This is a genomic window from Paracoccus sp. MA (assembly GCF_020990385.1).
In the GTDB taxonomy this organism is placed as follows: Bacteria; Pseudomonadota; Alphaproteobacteria; order Rhodobacterales; family Rhodobacteraceae; genus Paracoccus.
On sequence record NZ_CP087599.1, the window covers coordinates 46,860 to 68,343 of the forward strand.

Consider the following 21,484-nt stretch of genomic DNA (forward strand, 5'->3'; position numbering starts at 1 on the left):
CGTGCTTCAGAAACTGGCGATAGGCGCGCCCAGACGCGCCGCATCGGGCGTAACGCCCAGCCCCGGCCCGGCTGGCCGCTTGATATGGCCGCCCTCGATGCGAATGCCGTGCTCGGGATCGAAATTGCCGTCGATATAGGAGGCGGCGACCCAGGCGCCCTCGCAAAGATCGGGGCGCATGGTCGCGGCGACCTGGGTGCAGGCGGCCGCGATCACATCGCCGCCCCAGGCGTCGTCGCAGGTATGCGGCAGGTTGCGGGCCTCGCAGATATCGCGGAAGGCGCGCATGTTGTGCAGCCCGCCGATGCGCGTGACCTTCATGCCGAAGCCGTCGACCAGCCCCGTGCCTGCCGCGGTGATGACCGTGTTCAGGTCGAGGCTGTTTTCGTCCATATAGATGCCATGCGCCACCTGCGGCCGGATCTTGCGCAGATCCTCGATCGTGTTGCAGGGCTGTTCCATGATGAAGGGAATCTCGGGACATTCGCGGCTGACGCGCAGCGCGTCGCGGGTGGTCCAGCCGCGATTGGCATCGACCGCCATGCGCATGCCGCTGCCGCGGATGACCTCCCAGACCTTGCGGATGGTTTCGATGTCGATCTCGACCGGGCGCCCGCCGACCTTGACCTGGATGCGGGGATAGCCCTCGTCGCGCACCTCGGCGGCGATGCGGGCGGTCTCGTCCGGGTCGCCGACGATGGTCGAGTAATAGCTGGGCACCCGATCCGTGACCGCGCCGCCCAGCAGGTCGGCGACGCTGATGCCGAGCTTCCTGCCGATCAGGTCATGGGCCGCGATGTCGATTGCGGCCTTCGCGTAGTTGTGCCCGTTCAGAAGGCTGTTCATCTTGCGCTGCAGCGCAAGCGGCCAGAGGTCCGCCCCGATCAGGCCCGGCGCCATCGCCGTCAGCGCGGCGCGGGCACCCTGGGTATGGGCCTCGGCATAGGTCGGGCCGACCGGGCAGGTCTCGCCCCAGCCTTCGGTTCCGTCCTCGGCCACCAGGCGAACCAGGGTCGTGTCCAGCGACCAGACCTTGGCGTTCGCCATCGTATAGGGGCCGTTTTTGACCGGCAGATCATGCTGGTAGATATGGATCTCACGCAGGCGCATTTCTTGTTTTGCCTCATCCTTCAAGGGCAGGGTCGTCTTTTGCCGGGAGGAGACCTTCCGAAGCCAACAGCGCGCGCGCGGCGCGAATGGCGGTCGCGGTGGCCTTGGCGGGGCCGCGCAATCGAGCGGTCTCGGTCAGTCCTTCGTGCAGCAGGAACAGCGATTGGGCCAGTTCCCCGGTATCTCGATCCGGTGCGACATGGTGCAGTCGCTCGCGGAATGCATTTTCCAAGCGGGATTTATGGGAAAGGACCGTCTTGCGAATCGCAGGGCTTTCCGGATAGGCGGCCAGCGCATTCATGAACAGACAGCCGGTATTCGCAACCTCCTCAAGCCAGTCGCCCAATCGCTTCAGGGGATAAAGCACGTGATCGATGCCATTTCGCCGGCCCCCCGGAAATCCAGTCGAAATAAGCGGCATCGCGATATTCCAGAGCCCCCACGACCATTTCCTCACGGCTGGGAAAATACTTGTAAAGCGTTCTGAGCGACACATCCGCGCCCTCGCGCAATGCCTCCACCCCCTGGGTTGCGAAACCCATTTCGGCGAATTGCCGATCAAGATTCCTCGCGATTCTCAGTTTCGTGCTCCTCATGAAGCGAAGGTAGAGCGATCATTCTACCTCGACATCGCAAAAAGCGACGTTCTTCATGGGAACAGCGACATCTTCCGGGCTGGCCGCAAACTTGTGGCTGGCGGCTGTGTAAGGGTCCAGTGCTCGGCCCCCTACCCCAGCTTCCCTCGTTGCATCATGGGCGTTACTCCGAAAGCGGTCCGGTAGACGCGTGAGAAGTTGCCAGGGTTGTCGAAACCGCACGACAAGGCGATATCGGTGACCGACATTTCGGTCTGGAGAAGGAGATGCCTGGCCTTCTCCAGGCGCATTTCCATAAAATATTTCTTTGGCGCCGTATTCAGATATTTTCCGAACAGCCGTTCCAGCTGCCGCGTCGAAATTCCGATCTTGCGAGCGATCGCCGACGGAGGGATCGGATCATCCAGACGTTCGCGCATGATCTCGATAGCGCGAACAAGATGAGAATTTCGCATTCCGCTTCGGGATTGCAACGAGACCTTCTGGGCGGAAGATGAGCCGCGAACCGCATTATAGACCATCTGGTCGGAAACCGCGACGGAAAGGTCGTAGCCATGTTCCTGTTCTATCAGGTTCAACATCAGGTCCGCGGTGGCCGTTCCGCCGGACGCGGTGATATATTTCTCGTCGGCGACGAAGACGTTCCGCACCAGGTTGACCTCCGGAAACTCCTCCATGAAACTGTCGTGGTATTCCCAATGAATGGCGGCCTGCTTGCCGTTCAGCAATCCGGCTTTTGCCAGAACATAGGCACCGGAACACAGGGCTCCGATTTTCGTTCTTCCGCCTCGATCCAGGGTGCGAAGGCTGGCGATCAGGTTACGGAAATCCTTGTGCCGCATGTTGATGCCCGAAAGGACGAATACCCGGTCGCACGGGGGAATGCTTTCGAACCTGTGCTGAACGACAATTGCGGTGCCGTCCGAGCTGATGGCGGTTTCCCCGTCCAGGGAAGCATAGGACCAGCGATACAGTTCCTTGCCGCTGATCAGATTGGCGATCCGGAGGGGATCGACGGCGCATGCAAAGGCAAGATGCGTATAGTCCTCGACAAGCGCGAAGACAAAATGTTGCGGTTTTGACATCTTCTATGCGCATCTCCAAGAAAGGGCCCGCGGCCCTGCCGGCGCAATTCCTGCTGCGAGACCTTGTTTATATTCCGGGCTTCGATCCAGCGCCGGCGGTCTCATGTGATCCTCCGCCAAGAGGAAAAAGCACAGATTTCCATTGTAGACAACATGCCTTTCTTCTCGCTACAGTGCTTGAGAAGCCTTGGCTTGCCCTGAATACGGGTCGTGCTCAGGGTGGGAGGCACGCAGTGAGCGAAGGACAGACCAGCAAGAAGGTGAAATGCCTGGAGGATCTGCGCCGGCGCATCCTGACCCAGGAGCTGGAGCCCGGTGCCTATCTGGATGAGGTGCAGCTCTCTGAAAGATACGAGATTTCTCGCCCGCCCCTGAGGGAGGTCCTGAACCAGCTGGCCGGAGAGGAATATGTGGTCCTGCACAAGAATCGCGGGGCGCAGGTGGCCCCCATGTCTCACAAGACGCTGCGGAATTTCTTCGTGGCAGCGCCGATGATCTACGCGGCGGTGAGCCGGCTTGCCGCGGAATATGCCAGGCCTGCCCAGATCATGCGGCTGAAGGATACGCAGCTTCTGTTCCGTGCGGCGATTCGCAATCGCGATGTGGCCGGGCGCGCGCTGATGAACCAGCGGTTTCATGCGATCATCGGCGAGATGGCCGACAATGAATATCTCATGCCCAGCCTGCGGCGGCTGCTGATCGATCACACGCGCATCGCGATGACCTTCTACAGTCCGCGCGCCGAAGCTCTGGCCGAGCAGCGCCGGGTCGCTGCCGACCAGCATGACCAATTCATCGCACTCATCGAGCGTGGCGATGCCGATGCCGCCGCAGAGCTTGCCGTTGCGCATTGGGAGCTGTCCCGGGCCGAGATCGAAAGCTTCGTCACCCCTTCCGGCATGCGGATCCCGCTCGGTCGCGTCCCCGCCGTCCTGAATGGGGATGAAGCCACATGACATTCGGGGGCGGGGCGCCGATGCAGATGTTTCCCCGTGCGGTCATGCGGCAATGGGACGACGGCCTTTTCGGCACCAAGGGCCGACCGACCCGGCTGCCGCCGCAGGCGGTCCAGCAGATCGGCGCGAATACCGCCATGCGCTGAAGGGCGTTCCGGGCTGCCGCCGCTGCCGTTAAGGCGATGCCGGAGTCTGCCATCGATCAGGAGCCGGCTGCCGGCAGGCCGAAGCCTGCGAAAACCGGGGCGCGATCCTGGATGCGGGACCGGCTTCCGGTCCCGCCGGGATTGGTCCGCCGAAACCGACGTCAGACCTCGACCTCGACATGGCCGATCGGCTTCGAGCAGCAGGCCAGGATATAGCCTTCCTCGATATCGTCGTCCGAGATGCCGCCGCTATGCACCATATGCACCTGACCCGAGAGCTTGCGGATCTTGCAGGTGCCGCAAACGCCGAAGGTGCAGCCCGAGGGAATGTTCAGGCCAGACCGCTTGGCCACGGCCAGAACGGTGTCGGTTTCGGTGCAGAGGGCGTCCACGCTGGAGGCCGCGAAGGTGATCTTGGCCGCGGCGTGGTCGTCCGGGACCACATCGTCATGTTCTTCGATATCCTCGACGGTCTCGATGGGCTTGGCGAAGCTTTCCTGATGATAGTGCTCCATGTCGTAGCCAAGCGCGATGAGCATTTCGCGCACGGCATCCATGAAGGGCTCGGGCCCGCAGCAGTAAACCTCGCGCTCCATGTAGTCGCCGGCGATCAGGCCCAGCATGATCTGGTTCAGCCGGCCGCGGAAGCCGGTCCAGACCTGATACGGATCGTCCTCCTCGACGATGAAATAGAGCTTGATGGATGGCACCCGCGCGGCCATGTGCTCGAATTGCTTGCGCGCGATGATCTCGGAGGGCCGCCGGGCGCAGTTCACCAGGGTCACGTCGATATCGGTCGCCCGGTCGAACAGATAGGTGGTCATCGCCAGCGAGGGCGTGATCCCCGAACCCGCCGAGATGAACAGATATTTCTTCTTTTCGTTCCTCGGCATGGTGAAAACGCCCAGCGGACCCGTCGCCTTGATCCGCATCCCCGGGCGCAGGTGGTCCAGCATCCAGCGCGTGCCGATGCTGCCCGCCTGCGCCTTGACCGTCACCGAGATCGACAAGGGCCGCGAGGGCGAGGAGGAGATGGTGTAGGTCCGCCAGACCGTCTCGCCGGGCACGGGCAGTTCCAGGGTCAGGAACTGGCCCGGCTCGAACTTGAACAGCGCGCCGCTGGGGGAGACGAAGCTGATGGTCGCGACATCGGGCGCCTCGGGCACCACCGAGCAGCAAACCAGCTCCTCGGTGTCGCGCCAGATGTCATTGCTGTCGGAAACGACCAGGTTGCTGTGAACCGTCATTCCTTACTCCGCCGCCATCGCCTTGGGGCCGGTGATCGCACGAACCAGCGTGCTGGCATACCAGTCGGTGAACTGGATCAGCCCGCCCTCGTGGATTTCCGAATAGGGGCCGGGCTCATAGGCCGGGGTCAGGATGCCGCGCTGGTTGTTCTCGACGACCTCGCGATCCTCGTCATTGGTGGCGATCCAGACTTCGGTCAGCCGCTTCAGGTCGTAGTCCTGGCCCTCGACCGCATCCTTGTGGACCAGCCACTTGGTGCAGACCTCGGTTTCGGTCGGGCTGATCGGCGTCACCCGGAACAGGATGCTGTGATCGGACAGGAAATGGTTCCAGGTGCCCGGATAGCGGAATTTCAGCAGCGCGCCCGCATCCCGGAACGGAATCCCCGAGTTCGGCCTGGTCGAGGCGACCTTGCCGTCCATGGTGTAGCTTTCGGCGCCCTCAAGCAGCGGGGTGCGCACGAAGCGCCATTCGCCCAGTTCCGCGATCTTGAAGGCCGAGGGCGCGCCGATGGCTTCGCAGCGCGCGACATGCTTGTCGAGATCCGAGGCCAGGATCCCGTCGTCGTTGTTGCCGATGGCGCGCGGGTCCTCGGGGAAGGTCCGGCACAGCGACGGATGGTTGCCCGCGCAGTGATAGCATTCGCGGTTGTTTTCCCAGACCAGCTTCCAGTTGCCCTTCTCGATGATGGTGCTCTCATAGGCGACCTTGGAGTTCTCCAGGTCGTGCGGCGCCAGGTAGCGCGCCGTCTCGGCCGCGAGTTCCTCGATATCCGGGGCCACGTCGGCGACGCAGATATAGACCATCCCCGACAGGTTGCGGCAATGCACCTGCTTGAGGCCATGCCGCGACGGGTCGAATTCGGGGCCCATGTCGCGCGCCCAGATCAGCCGGCCGTCCAGGTCGTAGGTCCATTGATGATAGGGGCAGACGATCTTCGGGTTGCGGCCCTTCTTGCTCTTGCACAGGACCGAGCCGCGGTGACGGCAGGCATTGTGGAAGGCGCGGATCTGGCCATCGGTGCCGCGCACGATCACCACCGAATAGACGCCCACCTCATGGACGACATAGTCGCCGGCCTTCGGGATCTCGCAGGACGGGATGGCGAAAAGCCATTCGCGATACCAGATGTTTTCCAGATCGACCTGGAAGACGCCGGGATCGCAATACAGCTCCTGCGCAAGGGAATGGGCTGGCTTGCGGCGCAGAAGCATCGACAGAACATCCGATTCGCGCAACATGACTTGGCTCCTGTACAAGGGTTCGACGGGTGCGAACCCGGGGTCGTTTTCATGGAAGCGTGGCGGATCCACCCGGCCCACCGCCCTTCTTCCTGCGATTCAGCACGAATCGAGCCCGACGCACTTCGCAATTTGCGACACGGACGGCCGGCGGTGCGACGCGCGGCCGCCTCGCGTCATGCCGGTGGCATTCGGCGCCTTGCCGCGGTCGGGCCAGCTGGAGCCGCTGATCGAGAACCCGCTTTGCCATCTGGTCGGCTTGGAACTGCTGTCCGGCCTGCTGCCGCAATGTAATACCGCCTCACCGCCTCCGCCTCCGCCTTCGCGCCGCGGACATGGCCCGGTTCCCGATGTCCGGGCCTAAACGTCCTCGGGGCGCAGGGTCAGCGTGACGCGGTCGCCGGCGAAGCAGGTGGTGCCGTATTCGACCGGCACGCCCGCACCGTCCACGTTCACCGAGACCGAGCGCAGCACCGGCGCCCCTTCGGGCAGTTCCAGCGTCAGCGCCATCACCGCCGGCGCCAGCTCGGCCGTCAGCCGGGTCGAGGCGCGGGTATAGTCCTTCAGCCCGCATTCCGCCAGCGCCGCGGTGACCGAGGGGATCTCGACCACATGCCGCAACAGGTCGGGAAAGCGCCCGGCATCGAAGACCGAGCGGAACACCGCCACAGGCTGACCATCGACCAGCGACACGCCCTCGACCACATGCACCGGGCTGCCGGCGGCAAGGCGCAGCGCCTCGGCCTCCTCGACATTGGCGGCGCGCGTCTCGGTCAGCGTCAGCCGGCGCGAGGGCGTGCGGCCCGAGGCGACGATGTTGCGATGAAACCGCACCCGGCGGCCCAGCGGATAATCGGTCGGCCGCGCCGCGACAAAGACCCCCGCACCGCGGCGCGAGCGCAGCGTCCCCGCCTCGGCCAGCGCGGCCAGTGCGTGGCGTACCGTATGGCGATTCACCCCGAAACGCGCCGCCAGCACCGCCTCGGAGGGCAGCTTGTCGCCGGGGTGGTAATGCCCGCCGGCGATCTCGGCCGCCAGCGTGTCGGCGATGGATTTCCAGATCGCGCTGCGCGCCATGCACCCCCCCTGTCACCGAAAATTCACAAGACTGCCCTTGAGCCGAATCGACGGGCGGGCTATCACTTGTCTAGTTGTATAGGAATCTAGACAAACCCGCAAGCTTGTCGAGGCCCGGAATGTCCCACTCTCCCCCTCCCGAAACCGCTGCGCGCCGCGACTGGATCTCGGCGCTGGCCAAGGCGCCGCCGGGGCGGCTGGCGGCGCTGCTGCCCGACCTGCCCGCGCATGAGCTGCTGCGCGCGCCCGAGATCGGCACCGTGATGGTGCAGGGCCGTATCGGTGGCACAGGCGCGCCCTTCAACTTGGGCGAGATGACCGTGACCCGCTGCTCGGTCCGGCTGCCGGGCGGTGCGGTGGGCCATGCCTGCGTGCAGGGCCGCGACAAGGCCCATGCCGCCCGCGCCGCCATCGCCGATGCGCTGATGCAGACCGAGGCCGCGCCGCGGATCGAGGCGAAGGTGCTGACCCCCCTTCGGGCCGAGGCCGCCGAAGCGCGCGCCAGCCGTGCCGCCAAGGCCGCCGCGACCCGGGTCGAATTCTTCACCATGCTGCGCGGAGAGGACGCATGAACGCCATCCTGACCGGGGGTTTCGCCGACCCTTCCACGCAATCCGCCCATGCCTTTCGCGCGCTGCTGGAGGCCATGGCCCGGCCCGGCCGCATCTTCGCCGTCGCCGGCGCGCAGCCGCCCGCGCCGATCTCGGTCGCGGCGGGGGTGGCGCTGCTGACGCTGACCGACGCCACCACGCCGCTGCATCTGGCCGGCGCCGCGGATTGCGAGGCGCTGCGCGGCTGGATCGGCTTTCACACCGGCGCGCCGCTGGTTGCGGCCGAACAGGCGCAATTCGCGCTTGGCCGCTGGGATGCGCTGCAACCCGTCAGCCGCTTCCGCATCGGCGAGCCCTCCTATCCCGACCGCTCGGCCACGCTGATCGTCGAACTGGACCGGCTGGAGCCCGAGGGCGCCCGCCTGACCGGCCCCGGCATCGAGGCCGAGGCGCGGCTTTCGCTGCCCGAGACCGCCGCCTTTCGCGCCAACCGGGCGCTGTTCCCGCTGGGCTTCGATTGCGTCCTGACCTGCGGCGACCGGCTGGCCGCCCTGCCCCGCAGCACCCATGTGGAGGACGCCTGATGTATGTCGCCGTCAAAGGGGGCGAGCGCGCCATCGACGCCGCCCATGCCTGGCTGGCCGAGGAACGCCGCGGCGATCCCGCGGTCCCCGAGCTGACCGTGGCCCAGATCCGCGAGCAGATGGCGCTGGCGGTGAACCGGGTGATGGCCGAGGGCTCGCTCTATGATCCCGACCTTGCCGCGCTGGCGATCAAGCAGGCGCGCGGCGACCTGATCGAGGCGGTGTTCCTGATCCGCGCCTATCGCACCACCTTGCCGCGCTTCGGCGTCTCGCGCCCGGTCGATACGGCGGCGATGGCGGTCGATCGCCGCGTCTCGGCCACCTTCAAGGATCTGCCGGGCGGGCAGGTGCTGGGGCCGACCTTCGACTATACCCACCGCCTGCTGGATTTCGCGCTGGCCGCCGAAGGCACGCCGCCGCCCGCCCCGATGGCGCCTGCCTCGGACGAGCCGGTGCCGCATGTCACCGGCCTGCTGGACCGCGACGGGCTGATCGAGCAGCAGCCGGCCGAGGACACGCCCGCCCCCGACCTGACGCGCCAGCCGCTGGAACTGCCGGCCTCGCGCGCGCTGCGCCTGCAGGCGCTGGCGCGGGCGGACGAGGGCTTCACCCTGTCGCTGGCCTATTCCACGCAGCGCGGCTATGGCCGCACCCATGCCTTCGTGGGCGAATTGCGCATCGGCCGCGTCGCGGTCGAGGTCGAACTGCCCGAGCTGGGCTTCGCCGTCGAGATCGGCGAGGTCGAGCTGACCGAATGCGACACGGTGAACCAGTTCAAGGGCTCGAAGACCGAGCCGCCGCAATTCACCCGCGGCTATGGGCTGGTCATGGGCCAGTCGGAACGCAAGGCGATCTCGATGAGCCTGGTCGACCGCGCCCTGCGCTGGCAGGAGCTGGGCGAGGATTTCACCGGCGCCCCCGCACAGGATGAGGAGTTCGTGCTAAGCCATTGCGACAACATCCAATCGACGGGTTTCCTCGAACATATCAAGCTGCCGCATTACGTCGATTTCCAGGCGGAACTGGAACTGGTCCGGCGCATGCGGCGCGAGGCCGTGCAGATGCAGGAGGCGGCGGAATGACCGACCAAGCCTATAACTTCGCCTATCTGGACGAACAGACCAAGCGGATGATCCGCCGCGCGCTGCTGAAGGCGCTGGCGATCCCCGGCTATCAGGTGCCCTTCGCCAGCCGCGAGATGCCCATGCCCTATGGCTGGGGCACCGGCGGCGTTCAGGTGACGGCGGCCTGCCTGACCCCGGACGACCGGCTGAAGGTCATCGACCAGGGCGCGGACGACACCACCAATGCCGTGTCGATCCGCCGCTTCTTCCAGCGCACGGCGGGGGTCGAGACCACCGAGCGCACCGCGGAGGCCACGGTGATCCAGACCCGCCACCGCATCCCCGAGCAGCCGCTGAGCGAAGGCCAGATCCTGGTCTATCAGGTGCCGATCCCCGAGCCCTTGCGCTTTCTGGAGCCGCGAGAGACCGAGACCCGCAAGATGCACGAGCTTGAGGAATACGGGCTGATGCATGTCAAGCTTTACGAGGACATCGCCCGGCATGGCGAGATCGCGACCGCCTATGCCTATCCGGTCAGGGTCGAGGGGCGCTATGTCATGGACCCCTCGCCGATCCCGAAATTCGACAATCCGAAACTGGCCGGCAACCCGGCGATCCAGCTTTTCGGCGCCGGGCGCGAGGCACGCATCTATGCCGTGCCGCCATATTCGGATGTGGTCAGCCTGGATTTCGAGGACCATCCCTTCATCGCCTCGAAGGCCGATCACGCATGCGACCTCTGCGGCTCGGCCGGCAGCTATCTGGACGAGGTGATCACCGACGACCGCGGCACGCGCATGTTCGTCTGTTCCGATACCGATTTCTGCGCCTCGCGCCAGGCGCAGGGGCATCGCGGCCGCCTGTCGCCGCAAGGAGCCACGCCATGACCCTGATGCAGAACGCCATCACCGCCGCGCCGCTGCTGTCGGTGCAGGGCTTGACGAAACGCTACGGCGCGCGGATCGGCTGCATGGGCGTCGGCTTCGACCTTTATCCCGGCGAGGTGCTGGGCATCGTCGGCGAAAGCGGCTCGGGGAAATCCACGCTGCTGTCCTGCCTCGCCGGCCACCAGCGCCCGGACGAGGGGCGGATCCTGTTCGACGGCGCCGACGTGCTGGCCTTTTCCGAGGCCGAGCGGCGCCGGCTGCTGCGCGGCGACTGGGCCTATGTCCACCAGAACCCGCGCGACGGGCTGCGCATGGGCGTCTCGGCCGGCGGCAATGTCGGCGAGCGGCTGATGGCCGTGGGCGCACGCAACTATGCCGCCATCCGCGAGACCGCCACCGACTGGCTGGGCCGGGTCGAGATCGCGGCGGACCGGATCGACGACCGCCCCTCGGCCTTTTCGGGCGGCATGCAGCAGCGGCTGCAGATCGCGCGCAACCTGGTGACGGGGCCGCGGCTGGTGTTCATGGACGAACCGACCGGCGGGCTCGACGTCAGCGTGCAGGCGCGGCTTCTGGACCTGCTGCGCGGGCTGGTGCGTGACCTTGGCCTGTCTGTGGTGATCGTGACCCATGACCTTGCCGTGGTGCGGCTGCTCGCCGACCGGCTGATGGTGATGAAATCGGGCCGGGTGGTGGAATGCGGGCTGACCGATCAGGTGCTGGACGATCCGCAGCATGCCTATACCCAGCTTCTCGTGTCCTCTGTCCTTCAGGTGTAACCCATGATCGAGATCCGGAACCTTTCGAAAAGCTTTACCCTGCACAATCAGGGCGGCGTGGCGATCCCGGTGATGGCGGGGGCGCATCTGCGCGTGGCCGGCGGCGAATGCGTCGGGCTGGTCGGTCGGTCCGGCGCCGGCAAATCGACGCTGATGCGCATGGTCTATGGCAATTACCTGGCCGGCGGCGGCTCGATCCGCATCGGCGGGGTCGATGTGGTCACGGCCGAGCCGCGGCAGATCCTGGCCTTGCGCCGCGCGGTGCTGGGCCATGTCAGCCAGTTCCTGCGCGTCGTGCCGCGCGTGCCGACGCTGGAGGTGGTGGCCGAACCGCTGCTGCGGCTGGGCACCCCTGCCCCCGAGGCCCGCGCCCGCGCCGCCGAACTGCTGGCCCGGCTGAACATCCCGGAACGGCTCTGGCGGCTGTCGCCCACCACCTTCTCGGGCGGCGAGCAGCAGCGGGTCAACATCGCCCGCGGCTTCGCCCATGACTATCCGGCGCTGCTGCTGGACGAGCCGACCGCCAGCCTCGACGCGCAGAACCGCGAGGTGGTGCTGCGCCTGATCGAGGAGGCCAAGGCCCGCGGCGCGGCGATCCTCGGCATCTTCCACGACGAGGGGGCGCGGGACCGGGTCTGCGACCGGCTGGTCGACGTGACCGGCTTCACGCCGGGGCTGGCGGCATGAGCCGGCGGCTGGTCGCCGTGGTCGGCCCCTCGGGCGCGGGCAAGGACACGCTGATGGCGCTGGCCTGCGCCGCGCGGCCCGACATCCGCGCCGCCCGCCGCGTCGTCACCCGCCCGGCCGAGGCCGGCGGCGAGGATTTCGAGCCCGTCACCGAGGCCGAATTCGCCGCGCGCGAGCGGGCCGGCGCCTTCGCCCTGCATTGGCGCGCGCATGGGCTGGGCTATGGCATCCCGGCCGACGCGCTGGCGGGCGAAGGCACGCTGCTCATCAATGCCAGCCGCGCCGTGCTGGCCGAGGCGCAGGCGCGGTTCCCGGACCTGACGGTGCTGCTGGTGACGGCGCCGCCCGAGGTGCTGGCGCGGCGGCTGGCCGGGCGGGGGCGCGAAAGCGGCGCCGATCAGGCGGCGCGGCTGGCTCGGGCGGGCTTTCCGCTGCCGCCCGGTCTCGCGCCGCGCGTGGTGATGAACGACGGCACGCCCGATCAGGGGCTTGCGCGCTTCCTCGCCGCGCTTCAGCCGGAAAGGGTATAGCGATGCAGCAGGTGAAAACGCCCGTCCCCCGCCTCGCCGAACAGGCACAGGTCCGAGACCTTGAAGGGCCGGGGCAGGACCGGGGCGAAATGCGCCTCCAGGATCCGCGCCGCCTCGGCGGCCAGCGGTTCCTCCAGCCGGTCGGTCAGGGTCAGGTGGAAGCGGAATTCCTCCATCACATAGGGATAGCCCCAGAGCTCCAGCAGCTCGCGCTGCCGCGGCGTCAGCTGCTCGGGGCGGCGGCGGGCGATCTCGGCCTCGGTCAGGGGCGCGCGAAAGCCGTCCAGCGCCGCCACCACCGTCGCGGCCAGGGTTTGCAGCGGCGCCGCGTCGCCTTCGGGCACCAAGGCCAGAAAGCCGCCCAGGCTCGCCAGCCGCAGCCCGGGCAGGACGACGGGCGAAAGCCGCGCCGCCAGAGCCTCGACCGCCCGGTGCAATGCTTCGGCATCCCGGCCCTCGGCCAGCCGGAAGGGCGGCTTCAGCGTGCCGTGAAAGCCGTATCGGCGCGGGTCGCGGGTGATCTCCTCGGCCGGCAGGCCCAGTTCCGGCGGGGTCAGCGGCTGGCCCGTGGCGGCATTCCAGCCCAGCCATGCATCGGCGCGGCGGGCGAATTCCCCCTCGGGCGGGGCGTAATAGACGGCGTAACGCTTCATGATTTCCATGCGCAGGCTCTTATCGCTGGCATGTCACAGGCTTGTGACACGGCGCTGGCATTCAGCCCGCCCATGGAGCCAGACGCAAGACAGGACAGCACGAAATGACCGAGACGATCCTTGCCAATGCCACGCTTATCCTGCCCGACGAGGTGATCCGCGGCGCGCTGCGCATGGCCGATGGCCGCATCGCCGCCATCGATCCGGGCCGGAGGGTGCCGACGGGCGCGCTGGATTGCGAGGGCGATCTGGTGCTGCCGGGCCTGATCGAACTGCATACCGACAATCTGGAGCGGCACATCCAGCCCCGCCCCCGGGTGCATTGGCCGCATCAGGCGGCGATCCTGGCCCATGACGGCGAACTGGCCAGCGTGGGCATCACCACCGTCTTCGACGCGCTGCGCGTCGGCTCGGTCGTGTCGGACGGCAAGGCGAACTATGGCGAATATGCCCGGGCGCTGGCCGACGAGATCCTGGATCTGCGGGACAGGGGCGCGCTGAAGATCAGCCATTTCCTGCACCTGCGGGCCGAGGTCTGTTCCGAAACCCTGGTGGCCGAGATGGCGAAATTCGGCCCCCGGGACCGCATCGGCATCGTCAGCCTGATGGACCACACGCCCGGAGAGCGGCAGTTCCGCGACCTCTCGAAGCTCAAGGACTATGTCTGCGGCAAGCACGGCCTGTCGGACGAGGGCTTTGCCGACCATGTCGCCAGCCAGCGCGCCCTGCGCGACCGGCTGGGCGCGCTGCACGAGGCGACCGCGGTGGCCGAGGCGCGGCGCTATGGCGCGGTGCTGGCCAGCCATGACGACACCACGGCGGCGCAGGTCGCGGTTTCGGCCGGGCACGGCGCGCATTTCGCCGAATTCCCGACCACGGCCGAGGCGGCGCGCGCCTGCCGCGACCACGGCATCCTGGTGATGATGGGGGCGCCGAACCTGATCCGCGGCGGCAGCCATTCCGGCAATGTCGCGGCGGCGGATCTGGCCGAGGCGGGGCTTCTGGACATCCTGTCCTCGGATTACGTGCCCTCGTCGCTGCTGTCGGCGGCGCTGCTTCTGGGCGATCTGTGGGGCGACATGGCGCGCGGCATCGCCACCGTGACCCAGGCCCCGGCCGAGGCGACGGGGCTCGGGGATCGCGGCCGGCTTGCGGCCGGGGCGCGCGCCGACGTGATCCGCGTCGCCCGCATCGGCGAGGCGGGGGCGCTGCGCGGCGCCTGGGTGCAGGGCAAGCGCGTGGCCTGACCGGGCGGACTGGCAGCGGCCGTGGATTTTCTTGCGGGGGGATGTCACATTTCCGGGCGCTGCCTCGTCAAGCCGGTGCAACAGAACGGAGCAACCCCATGACACCCCGCATGACCGATCATTTCGACCGCGCCAAGACCGGCTATCGCGCGCTGACAGGCTTCGAGGCCGCGCTGCAGGCCGGCCCGCTGGAGCCGAAACTGCTGCATCTGGTCAAGCTGCGCGCCTCGCAGATCAATGGCTGCGCCTTCTGCATCCAGATGCACACGGCCGAGGCGTTGCAGGACGGCGAGACCCATATGCGCCTGCACATGGTCGCCGGCTGGCGCGACAGCCCGCTGTTTTCCGACCGCGAGCGCGCGGCGCTGGCTTGGACCGAGGCGCTGACGCTGATCGCCCAGACCGGGGCGCCGGACGCGGATTGGCAGGCGGTCGAGGCGGCCTTTTCCCCGGACGAGCGCGCCTGGCTGACGCTGGCCATCGGCGCGATCAACCTGTGGAACCGCGTGCAGGTCGGCTTGCGCGCCCGGCATGCGATGGGCCTGCCGGCGGAACGGGCCGATGCGGCCTGACCGCGCCACGCAAACCTTTCAGGCGCAGCGGCCCCGGCTGCTGCGCCTGGCCTATCGCATGCTCGGCAGCCATGCCGAGGCCGAGGACATCCTGCAAGAGGCCTGGCTGCGCTGGGACCGCAGCGACCGGACGGCGATCGCCGAGCCGGCGGCATGGCTGACGCGGGTGGTCTCGCGCCTGTGCCTCGACCAGATGAAATCCGCCCGCGCCCGGCGCGAGTCCTATCCCGGCACCTGGCTGCCCGAGCCGCTGATCGAACCCCAGGACGACAGCCTGCGCGCCGACAACCTGACGCTGACCCTGATGATGGCGCTGGAGCGGCTGACGCCGCTGGAACGCGCCGCCTTCCTGCTGCACGACGTCTTTGGCGAAAGGCTGGACGAGGTCGCGGAAACCATCGGCCGCAGCCCGGCCGCGACCCGGCAGCTGGCCGCACGGGCCCGCGCGCATGTGCGCGTCGACCGGCCCCGCCATGCCGTTCCGAAAGAGACCGGCGAGGCGCTGGCCCGCGCCTTCTTCGAGGCCTGCCGGCAAGGCGATCCGGCGGTGCTGGGCCGGATCCTTGCCCGCGACGTGCGGATCTATTCCGACGGCGGCGGCAAGGTGGTGGCCTTCCTCAACGTGATCGCGGGGGCCGAGCGCGTCGCCCGGCTCTATGCCGGGCTGGCGCGCAAGCCAGGCCCCCCGCCCGAGTTCCTGGGCGCCGTCACCATCGACGGCCTGCCCGGCTTTCTCAGCCGCGTCGGCGGCCATCTGCAAACCACCGCCCTGCAGATCGAGGAAGGCCGCGTCGCCGCCATCTTCATCACCCGCAACCCCGACAAGCTGGCGGGGCTGCGGCCGGCCGCTCAGAACGGGCTGTCGGGATAGTAGAACTGCTCGGCGTTCTCGGGGGTGATGAGCTGGCTGCTGATGATGAAGCGCCCGGTCATCGGCGCATTCGACACGAAGTTCAGCGCCGTCATCTCGATGGCCGAGGAGATCAGCGCCGGCGGATAGGTCACGTTCACCGGCAGCTGCTTGTCGCCCTCCATGATGCGCTTGACGATTTCCTTCATGCCGGCGCCGCCGATCACCCACATCTCGTCCTGCCGGTTCGCGGCCGAGATCGCTTCGAGCACGCCGATGGCCATGTCGTCGTCGGCCGCCCAGACCGCGTCGATCTGCGGATATTTCGCCAGATAGTCCTGCATCACCGCAAAGGCGTCGTCGCGGTTCCAGTTGCCGTGCTGCATGTCGAGGATCTCGACCTCGGACCCCTCCAGCGCCGCCCGGAACGCATCGACGCGCTCGTTGTCCAGCGTGGTCGGGATGCCGCGCAGCACCACGACCTTGGCGCCGGGCTCAAGGTTCTCCTTGAAATATTCCCCCGCGACGCGGCCGAAAGCGGTGTTGTCGCCGGCGACGTAAAGATCCTCGATCCCCTCCTGGCTCAGCCCGCGATCCACCACGGTCACGAACTTGCCCGCATCCTTGACCGCCTTGACCGGGGCGGTCAGCGGCTCGGATTCGAAGGGCAGCACCACCAGCGCGTCGATGTTGCGCGTGGCCATCATGTCCTCGATGTCGTTGACCTGCTTGGCCGGGTCGCCGGCGGTGGAGAGCACGAATTCAAGGTTGGGATAGGCGGCGCCCAGCCGCTTGATCGTGTCCTGCGCGTGCCAGTTCAGCCCGCCCATGAACCCATGCGTGGCGGACGGGATCGACACGCCGATGATCTTCTTCTCGGCCTCCTGCGCGACGGCGGGGGCGGCGATCCCCATCGCCGCCATCAGGGCCGCGGCTTTCATCAGGCTTCTGCGTTTCATCTTTGGCTTCCTCCCCAGTCACCGCTCCTCGGCGGTGCGTTTTTCCCGCTGCAAGACGACAGCAAGAACGATGATGACCCCCTGGATCGCCCCGTTCAGATAGGGGCTGACCAGATCGGCCAGATTCAGGATGTTGTCGATCAGCGACAGGATCAGCACGCCGACCACCGTGCCCCAGACCCGGCCGCGCCCGCCCTTCAGCGCGGTGCCGCCGATGATGACGGCGGCGATGGCCTCAAGCTCCCACAGGACCCCGGTCGAGCCCGAGGCCGAGCCGAGCCGCGGCACGTAAAGCACCACCGCCAGCCCGACCAGCACGCCCAAAAGCACATAGGTCAGAAGCCGCATCCGGTTCACGTCGATGGCCGAATAGCGCGCGACCCGGTCGTTCGAGCCGATGGCCTCGACATGCCGGCCGAAGCGGGAATGGCGCATCGTCCATTCGCCAAGGACCGCGACGATGGCAAAGACGATGATCGGCCAGGTGATCCAGCCGATCCCGCTGTAATAGACCGGCCGGTAAAGCGTGCGCAGCCCGTAATCCAGCGACAGCGTGCCGCCATCGGCCAGCCACGTGACCAGCGAGCGGAAGATGCCCATGGTGCCCAGCGTGACGATGAAGGGCTCGATCCGCGCCTTGGTGACCAGCGCGCCGTTCAGGTATCCGGCGGCGATGCCGCCAAGGATCGCCACGCCCATGCCGATCAGGACCGTTCCCCAGTTCAGGCCGGTCGTCGGCAGGGCGGCGTTCATGGCGATGATGGCGATGCCGGCCAGAAAGGCGGCCATGGACCCCACCGACAGGTCCAGCCCGCCCGCGGTGATGACGAAGGTCATGCCGACCGCGATCAGCCCGATGAAGGCCGAGCGCGCCAGCACATTGGTGATGTTCGCCGGCGCCAGGAAGGCGCTGTTCAGTGCCGCGCCCAGGATCACCAGGGCGACCAAAGCGACAAGCGGGCCAAGGGTATGCAGGTCGATCTTCATGCGGCTTCTCCGGTCACGCCCATGGCAAGGCGGACGATGCGGTCCTCGGTCATGTCCTCTCCGGCCAGCTCGCCGGCCAGCCGCCCCCCGCGCATCACCAGCACGCGGTCGGCCAGGCCGATCACCTCGGTCATCTCGCTGCTGATGACGATCAGGCTGCGGCCTTCGGCGGCAAGCTTGCGGATGAAGGCATAGATCTGCCGCTTGGTGCCCACGTCGATGCCGCGCGTCGGCTCGTCGATGAGAATAATTCGAGGATCGGGAAGCATTACCTTGGCCAGCAACAGTTTCTGCTGGTTTCCCCCAGACAGCTTTCCGGCCGGCATGTCGCGGCGCGGGGCGCGGATGTCGAATTCCCGCGTCGCGCTGTCCAGCGCGGCATCCTCGGCGCGGGTGTCCAGCCGCCAGCCGCCGAAGCGTTCCAGCGTCGCCAGCGTCAGGTTCTCGCGCAGCCCCTTGTCGAGCAGCAGCCCCGCCTCCTTGCGGTCCTCGGTCAGATAGGCGAGGCCGGCGGCAAAGGCGGCGCGCAGGCTGCGGATGGCGACGGGCCGGCCCTCAACCCGGATCTCGCCGGTCGAGGGACGCAGCCCGACCAGCCCCTCGGCCAGTTCGGTGCGGCCGGACCCGACGAGGCCGGCGATGCCCAGCACCTCGCCCCGGCGCAGGGTGAAGCCGACGTCGCGGACCCGGCCCGGCACGGTCAGGCCCCGGACCTCCAGCGCCGGCTGGTCGCCCGGCTGGCCCTTGGGCGGATAGAAATCCTGCAATTCGCGGCCGACCATGGCGGTGGCCATGCCGTCCTCGGTCAGCTCGCCGCGCAAGGCCTGGCGCACGACGCGGCCGTCGCGCAGCACGGTGATGCGGTCGGCCAGATGCGCCACCTCGTCCAGCCGGTGCGAGCAGTAAAGGATCGCCACCCCCTCGGCCCGCAGCCGGTCGATCTGGGCGTAAAGCGCACCGACCTCGCGATGGGTCAAGACGGCGCTGGGTTCGTCCATGATCAGCACGCGGGCCTTGCGCGACAGGGCCTTGGCGATCTCGACCATCTGGCGGTCGGGCACGGACAGGTCGCGGATGCGCGCCTCGGGGTCGATGCGGGTGTCCAGCCGCTTGAGCAGCGCGGCGGCCGCATCCCGCATCGCGGCATGGTCCAGCCGCCAGCCGCCGATCTCGCGGCCCAGGAACACATTCGCCGCGACGGTCAGGTCGGAGGCGAGGTTGAATTCCTGGTGGATGACCACGATGCCCTGCGCCTCGGCTTCGGGCCCGCTGGCGAACCGGACGGGCTGGCCGTCCAGCAGGATCTGGCCCGATGTCGGGTCCAGGAAGCCGCCCAGGATCTTCATGATCGTGGACTTGCCGGCGCCGTTCTCGCCGATCAGGGCATGGACCTCGCCCGGTTCCAGCGCCAGATTGACGCCGTGCAGCACTTCGATCGGGCCGAAGCGTTTCGAGACGCTGTCGAGCGCCAGCACGGTCATGGCCCGACCTCGATCCAGGTGCCGCCGCGCGCCGAGGAAGCCTGGGCGGCAGCGATGAACGCCATGCCGGACAGCCCGGCCTCCAGACCCGGCACGCGATCCAGAAAGCTGGAATCTCCTCGAATAATGCTCGCTATATCACGGTAAATATTTGCAAAACATTCAAGATACCCCTCGGGATGACCGGGCGGCGTGCGATATGAGGCGCTGCGGTCCTGCGCCCGGGTCAGGATGCGGGCCGGGCCGTCCTTGGGCGACAGGATCAGCCGCTCGGGCTCGGGCAGGCGCCATTCCAGCGCCGCCTTGGTGCCGAAGACCCGCAGCGACAGCCCGTTCTCCTGCCCGACGGCGACCTGGCTGACCCAGATGCCGCCCTTGGCGCCCGAGGCATAGCGCAGCGCGATCCGCGCATCGTCATCGACCGCGCGGCCCGGCACCATGCTGGACAGATCGGCCGACAGGGAGGCGGGTGTCTGGCCGGTCACGAATTGCGCCAATTGCCAGGCATGGGTGCCGATGTCGCCGATGGCCCCGGCCCCGGCGCGGGCGGGGTCGGTGCGCCATTCGGCCTGCTTGCTGTCGGCGCGGTCGGCGAGCCAGCCTTGCAGATATTCGGCCTGCACCAGCCGGATATCCCCCAGCGCGCCCTCGGCCACCAGCGCACGGGCCTCGCGCACCATGGGCATGGCGCAATAGTTGTGGGTCAGGAAGAACCGCGCGCCGCTGGCCCGCGCTGCCTCGGCGATCTCGCGCGCCTGCTCGGGCGTCGCGGCCAGCGGCTTGTCGCAGATCACATGGATGCCCGCGCGCAGGAAGGCCGCAGCGGGGGCGGCGTGCAGGTGGTTCGGAGTGACGATGCTGACCGCCTCGATCCCGTCCTCGCGCGCCGCCTCGGCCCGCGCCATCTCGGCGAAGTCGCCATAGCCGCGGATGCCCAGTTCGGCGGCGCTGGCCGCCGCGCGCGCGGGGTCCGAGGACAGCGCCCCCGCGACCAGCACGAACCGCCCGTCCATGCGCGCCGCGATGCGATGGATGGCGCCGATGAAGGCGCCGCTGCCGCCGCCGACCATGCCCAGGCGAACCGGTCTCATAGCCCCAGCGCCCTGTCGATGGCCGCGCGATCCACGCGGCTGGCGGCGAAATCGTCGAAGGCGTGCGGCGTGACCCGGATGATGTGGTCGCGCACGAAACGCGCGCCCTCGCGCGCGCCGTCCTCGGGGTGTTTCAGCGCGCATTCCCATTCGACCACCGCCCAGCCGTCGAAACCGTATTGCGTCAGTTTCGAGAATACCGCGCCGAAATCCACCTGACCGTCGCCGGGACTGCGGAAGCGGCCCGCGCGTTCGGCCCAACCCTGATAGCCGCCATAGACGCCCTGCCGGCCGGTCGGGCGGAATTCGGCATCCTTGACGTGGAACATGCGGATGCGGTCGTGATAGATGTCGATGCTCTGAAGGTAATCAAGCTGTTGCAGGAGATAGTGCGAAGGATCGTAAAGCATGTTCGCCCGGCGGTGCCCGTCCACGCGGTCGAGGAACATCTCGAATGTCACGCCGTCGTGCAGATCCTCGCCCGGATGGATCTCATAGCAGAGATCCACCCCGTGCTCTTCGGCCAGATCCAGCAGCGGGCGCCAGCGCGCGGCCAGCGTGTCGAAGGCGGCCTCGACCAGCCCCGGCGCGCGTTGCGGCCAGGGGTAGAGGTAAGGCCAGGCCAGGGCCCCCGAAAACGTCGCCATCCGGTCCAGCCCCAGCAGCCGGCTGACGCGGATCGCGCAGGCGACCTGATCGACCGCCCATTCCTGCCGCGCGCCGGGATTGCCGCGCAGGGCGGGCGGCGCAAAGGCGTCGAAACCGGCGTCATAGGCCGGATGCACGGCGACAAGCTGGCCTTGCAGATGGGTGGAAAGCTCGGTCACCTCGACGCCGTTCTGCCGGGCGATGCCCAGGAATTCGTCGCGATAGTCCCGCGAGTCCCCGGCACGCTCCAGATCCAGGATGCGCGGGTCGCCGGTCGGCACCTGCACGCCCCGATAGCCGCAATCGGCGGCCCAGCGGGTGATGCCGTCCCAGCTGTCGAAGGGCGCCGTCTCGCCGATGAACTGCGCCAGGAACAGCGCCGGTCCCTTGATGGTCCGCATGGTTTCCCTCTCTCCCCAGGGTCAGGCTGCACTGGTCTGCAATCGATTGCAAAC

The 21,484-nt window shown here is 67.7% G+C and carries 25 protein-coding genes; 12 read left to right on the forward strand and 13 right to left on the reverse strand.

Annotated features, from left to right (window positions below):
* Window positions 1–6: 6 nt before the first annotated feature.
* The 4 genes from LOS78_RS19185 to LOS78_RS19195 form a co-directional block, all read right to left on the reverse strand.
* Window positions 7–1,110: a mandelate racemase/muconate lactonizing enzyme family protein gene (locus tag LOS78_RS19185; RefSeq protein ID WP_230378779.1), complete on the reverse strand. Its 1,104-nt coding sequence runs from the start codon at window positions 1,108–1,110 to the stop codon at window positions 7–9.
* 13 nt (window positions 1,111–1,123) lie between these two features.
* Window positions 1,124–1,531 carry a hypothetical protein gene (locus LOS78_RS19190; RefSeq protein ID WP_230378780.1) on the reverse strand — a complete coding sequence of 136 codons (408 nt, stop codon included), beginning with the start codon at window positions 1,529–1,531 and terminating at the stop codon, window positions 1,124–1,126.
* A complete protein-coding gene (locus LOS78_RS22165) occupies window positions 1,440–1,706 on the reverse strand; it encodes a TetR/AcrR family transcriptional regulator (protein ID WP_371824730.1) in 267 nt (88 codons plus the stop codon). Before LOS78_RS22165 ends, LOS78_RS19190 begins: the two co-directional genes overlap by 92 nt.
* Before the next feature lie 131 nt (window positions 1,707–1,837).
* Window positions 1,838–2,791 carry a GlxA family transcriptional regulator gene (locus LOS78_RS19195; protein ID WP_230378781.1) on the reverse strand — a complete coding sequence of 318 codons (954 nt, stop codon included), beginning with the start codon at window positions 2,789–2,791 and terminating at the stop codon, window positions 1,838–1,840.
* A gap of 233 nt (window positions 2,792–3,024) precedes the next feature.
* Between LOS78_RS19195 and LOS78_RS19200 the strand changes: the two genes are divergently transcribed.
* Both LOS78_RS19200 and LOS78_RS19205 read left to right on the forward strand, forming a co-directional pair.
* Window positions 3,025–3,747 carry a GntR family transcriptional regulator gene (locus LOS78_RS19200; protein WP_230378982.1) on the forward strand — a complete coding sequence of 241 codons (723 nt, stop codon included), beginning with the start codon at window positions 3,025–3,027 and terminating at the stop codon, window positions 3,745–3,747.
* Entirely contained in the window at window positions 3,744–3,893 is a 150-nt protein-coding gene (locus tag LOS78_RS19205; RefSeq protein ID WP_230378782.1) for a hypothetical protein, read from the forward strand. Before LOS78_RS19200 ends, LOS78_RS19205 begins: the two co-directional genes overlap by 4 nt.
* Window positions 3,894–4,054: 161 nt before the next feature.
* On the opposite strand, the gene LOS78_RS19210 is transcribed toward LOS78_RS19205, so the two are convergent.
* From LOS78_RS19210 to phnF, 3 genes are all read right to left on the reverse strand, one after another.
* Window positions 4,055–5,140, reverse strand: a complete 1,086-nt coding sequence (locus LOS78_RS19210; RefSeq protein WP_028712959.1) for a hybrid-cluster NAD(P)-dependent oxidoreductase — start codon at window positions 5,138–5,140, stop codon at window positions 4,055–4,057.
* A 3-nt stretch (window positions 5,141–5,143) separates the two neighbouring features.
* A complete protein-coding gene (locus tag LOS78_RS19215; protein ID WP_230378783.1) occupies window positions 5,144–6,382 on the reverse strand; it encodes an aromatic ring-hydroxylating dioxygenase subunit alpha in 1,239 nt (412 codons plus the stop codon).
* A 360-nt stretch (window positions 6,383–6,742) separates the two neighbouring features.
* Entirely contained in the window at window positions 6,743–7,459 is a 717-nt protein-coding gene (gene phnF, locus LOS78_RS19220) for a phosphonate metabolism transcriptional regulator PhnF (protein WP_230378784.1), read from the reverse strand.
* 119 nt (window positions 7,460–7,578) lie between these two features.
* On the opposite strand from phnF, the gene phnG reads away from it, so the two are divergent.
* The 7 genes from phnG to phnN are packed head-to-tail and all read left to right on the forward strand — an operon-like array spanning window position 7,579 to window position 12,541.
* Window positions 7,579–8,031 carry a phosphonate C-P lyase system protein PhnG gene (phnG, locus tag LOS78_RS19225; RefSeq protein ID WP_230378785.1) on the forward strand — a complete coding sequence of 151 codons (453 nt, stop codon included), beginning with the start codon at window positions 7,579–7,581 and terminating at the stop codon, window positions 8,029–8,031.
* On the forward strand, window positions 8,028–8,594 hold the full coding sequence (gene phnH, locus LOS78_RS19230) for a phosphonate C-P lyase system protein PhnH (RefSeq protein ID WP_230378786.1): 567 nt from the start codon (window positions 8,028–8,030) through the stop codon (window positions 8,592–8,594). Before phnG ends, phnH begins: the two co-directional genes overlap by 4 nt.
* A complete protein-coding gene (locus LOS78_RS19235) occupies window positions 8,594–9,676 on the forward strand; it encodes a carbon-phosphorus lyase complex subunit PhnI (protein WP_230378787.1) in 1,083 nt (360 codons plus the stop codon). The genes phnH and LOS78_RS19235 overlap by 1 nt, the downstream gene beginning before the upstream one ends.
* Window positions 9,673–10,545: an alpha-D-ribose 1-methylphosphonate 5-phosphate C-P-lyase PhnJ gene (locus LOS78_RS19240; RefSeq protein ID WP_028712965.1), complete on the forward strand. Its 873-nt coding sequence runs from the start codon at window positions 9,673–9,675 to the stop codon at window positions 10,543–10,545. Before LOS78_RS19235 ends, LOS78_RS19240 begins: the two co-directional genes overlap by 4 nt.
* Window positions 10,542–11,324, forward strand: a complete 783-nt coding sequence (phnK, locus tag LOS78_RS19245; RefSeq protein ID WP_230378788.1) for a phosphonate C-P lyase system protein PhnK — start codon at window positions 10,542–10,544, stop codon at window positions 11,322–11,324. The genes LOS78_RS19240 and phnK overlap by 4 nt, the downstream gene beginning before the upstream one ends.
* Before the next feature lie 3 nt (window positions 11,325–11,327).
* The gene (gene phnL / locus LOS78_RS19250; RefSeq protein ID WP_230378789.1) at window positions 11,328–12,011 is read left to right on the forward strand and encodes a phosphonate C-P lyase system protein PhnL; all 684 of its coding nucleotides are present in this window, start codon (window positions 11,328–11,330) and stop codon (window positions 12,009–12,011) included.
* Window positions 12,008–12,541: a phosphonate metabolism protein/1,5-bisphosphokinase (PRPP-forming) PhnN gene (gene phnN / locus LOS78_RS19255; RefSeq protein WP_028712968.1), complete on the forward strand. Its 534-nt coding sequence runs from the start codon at window positions 12,008–12,010 to the stop codon at window positions 12,539–12,541. Before phnL ends, phnN begins: the two co-directional genes overlap by 4 nt.
* Here the strand turns inward: phnN and LOS78_RS19260 are convergent.
* Window positions 12,523–13,203 carry a DUF1045 domain-containing protein gene (locus LOS78_RS19260; protein WP_230378790.1) on the reverse strand — a complete coding sequence of 227 codons (681 nt, stop codon included), beginning with the start codon at window positions 13,201–13,203 and terminating at the stop codon, window positions 12,523–12,525. The genes phnN and LOS78_RS19260 overlap by 19 nt on opposite strands.
* A 95-nt stretch (window positions 13,204–13,298) precedes the next feature.
* Here LOS78_RS19260 and LOS78_RS19265 point away from each other — a divergent pair, with 95 nt between their 5' ends.
* The 3 genes from LOS78_RS19265 (at window position 13,299) to LOS78_RS19275 (ending at window position 15,884) form a co-directional block, all read left to right on the forward strand.
* Complete coding sequence (locus LOS78_RS19265) at window positions 13,299–14,441, forward strand: alpha-D-ribose 1-methylphosphonate 5-triphosphate diphosphatase (RefSeq protein ID WP_230378791.1); 1,143 nt, start codon at window positions 13,299–13,301, stop codon at window positions 14,439–14,441.
* A gap of 98 nt (window positions 14,442–14,539) precedes the next feature.
* Entirely contained in the window at window positions 14,540–15,013 is a 474-nt protein-coding gene (locus LOS78_RS19270) for a carboxymuconolactone decarboxylase family protein (protein ID WP_230378792.1), read from the forward strand.
* Window positions 15,003–15,884 carry a sigma-70 family RNA polymerase sigma factor gene (locus LOS78_RS19275; protein WP_230378793.1) on the forward strand — a complete coding sequence of 294 codons (882 nt, stop codon included), beginning with the start codon at window positions 15,003–15,005 and terminating at the stop codon, window positions 15,882–15,884. The genes LOS78_RS19270 and LOS78_RS19275 overlap by 11 nt, the downstream gene beginning before the upstream one ends.
* Here LOS78_RS19275 and LOS78_RS19280 read toward each other — a convergent pair.
* The 5 genes from LOS78_RS19280 to LOS78_RS19300 are packed head-to-tail and all read right to left on the reverse strand — an operon-like array spanning window position 15,863 to window position 21,430.
* Window positions 15,863–16,822 (reverse strand): ABC transporter substrate-binding protein, encoded by a 960-nt coding sequence (locus LOS78_RS19280; protein WP_024843906.1) that lies wholly within the window; start codon window positions 16,820–16,822, stop codon window positions 15,863–15,865. The two genes, LOS78_RS19275 and LOS78_RS19280, sit on opposite strands and share 22 nt — an antisense overlap.
* An 18-nt stretch (window positions 16,823–16,840) precedes the next feature.
* Window positions 16,841–17,809 carry an ABC transporter permease gene (locus LOS78_RS19285; protein ID WP_230378794.1) on the reverse strand — a complete coding sequence of 323 codons (969 nt, stop codon included), beginning with the start codon at window positions 17,807–17,809 and terminating at the stop codon, window positions 16,841–16,843.
* On the reverse strand, window positions 17,806–19,290 hold the full coding sequence (locus LOS78_RS19290) for a sugar ABC transporter ATP-binding protein (protein ID WP_230378795.1): 1,485 nt from the start codon (window positions 19,288–19,290) through the stop codon (window positions 17,806–17,808). Before LOS78_RS19290 ends, LOS78_RS19285 begins: the two co-directional genes overlap by 4 nt.
* Complete coding sequence (locus tag LOS78_RS19295) at window positions 19,287–20,381, reverse strand: Gfo/Idh/MocA family protein (protein ID WP_230378796.1); 1,095 nt, start codon at window positions 20,379–20,381, stop codon at window positions 19,287–19,289. The genes LOS78_RS19290 and LOS78_RS19295 overlap by 4 nt, the downstream gene beginning before the upstream one ends.
* Window positions 20,378–21,430, reverse strand: coding sequence for a sugar phosphate isomerase/epimerase (locus LOS78_RS19300; protein WP_230378797.1), 1,053 nt, complete (start codon window positions 21,428–21,430; stop codon window positions 20,378–20,380). Before LOS78_RS19300 ends, LOS78_RS19295 begins: the two co-directional genes overlap by 4 nt.
* Window positions 21,431–21,484 lie beyond the last annotated feature (54 nt).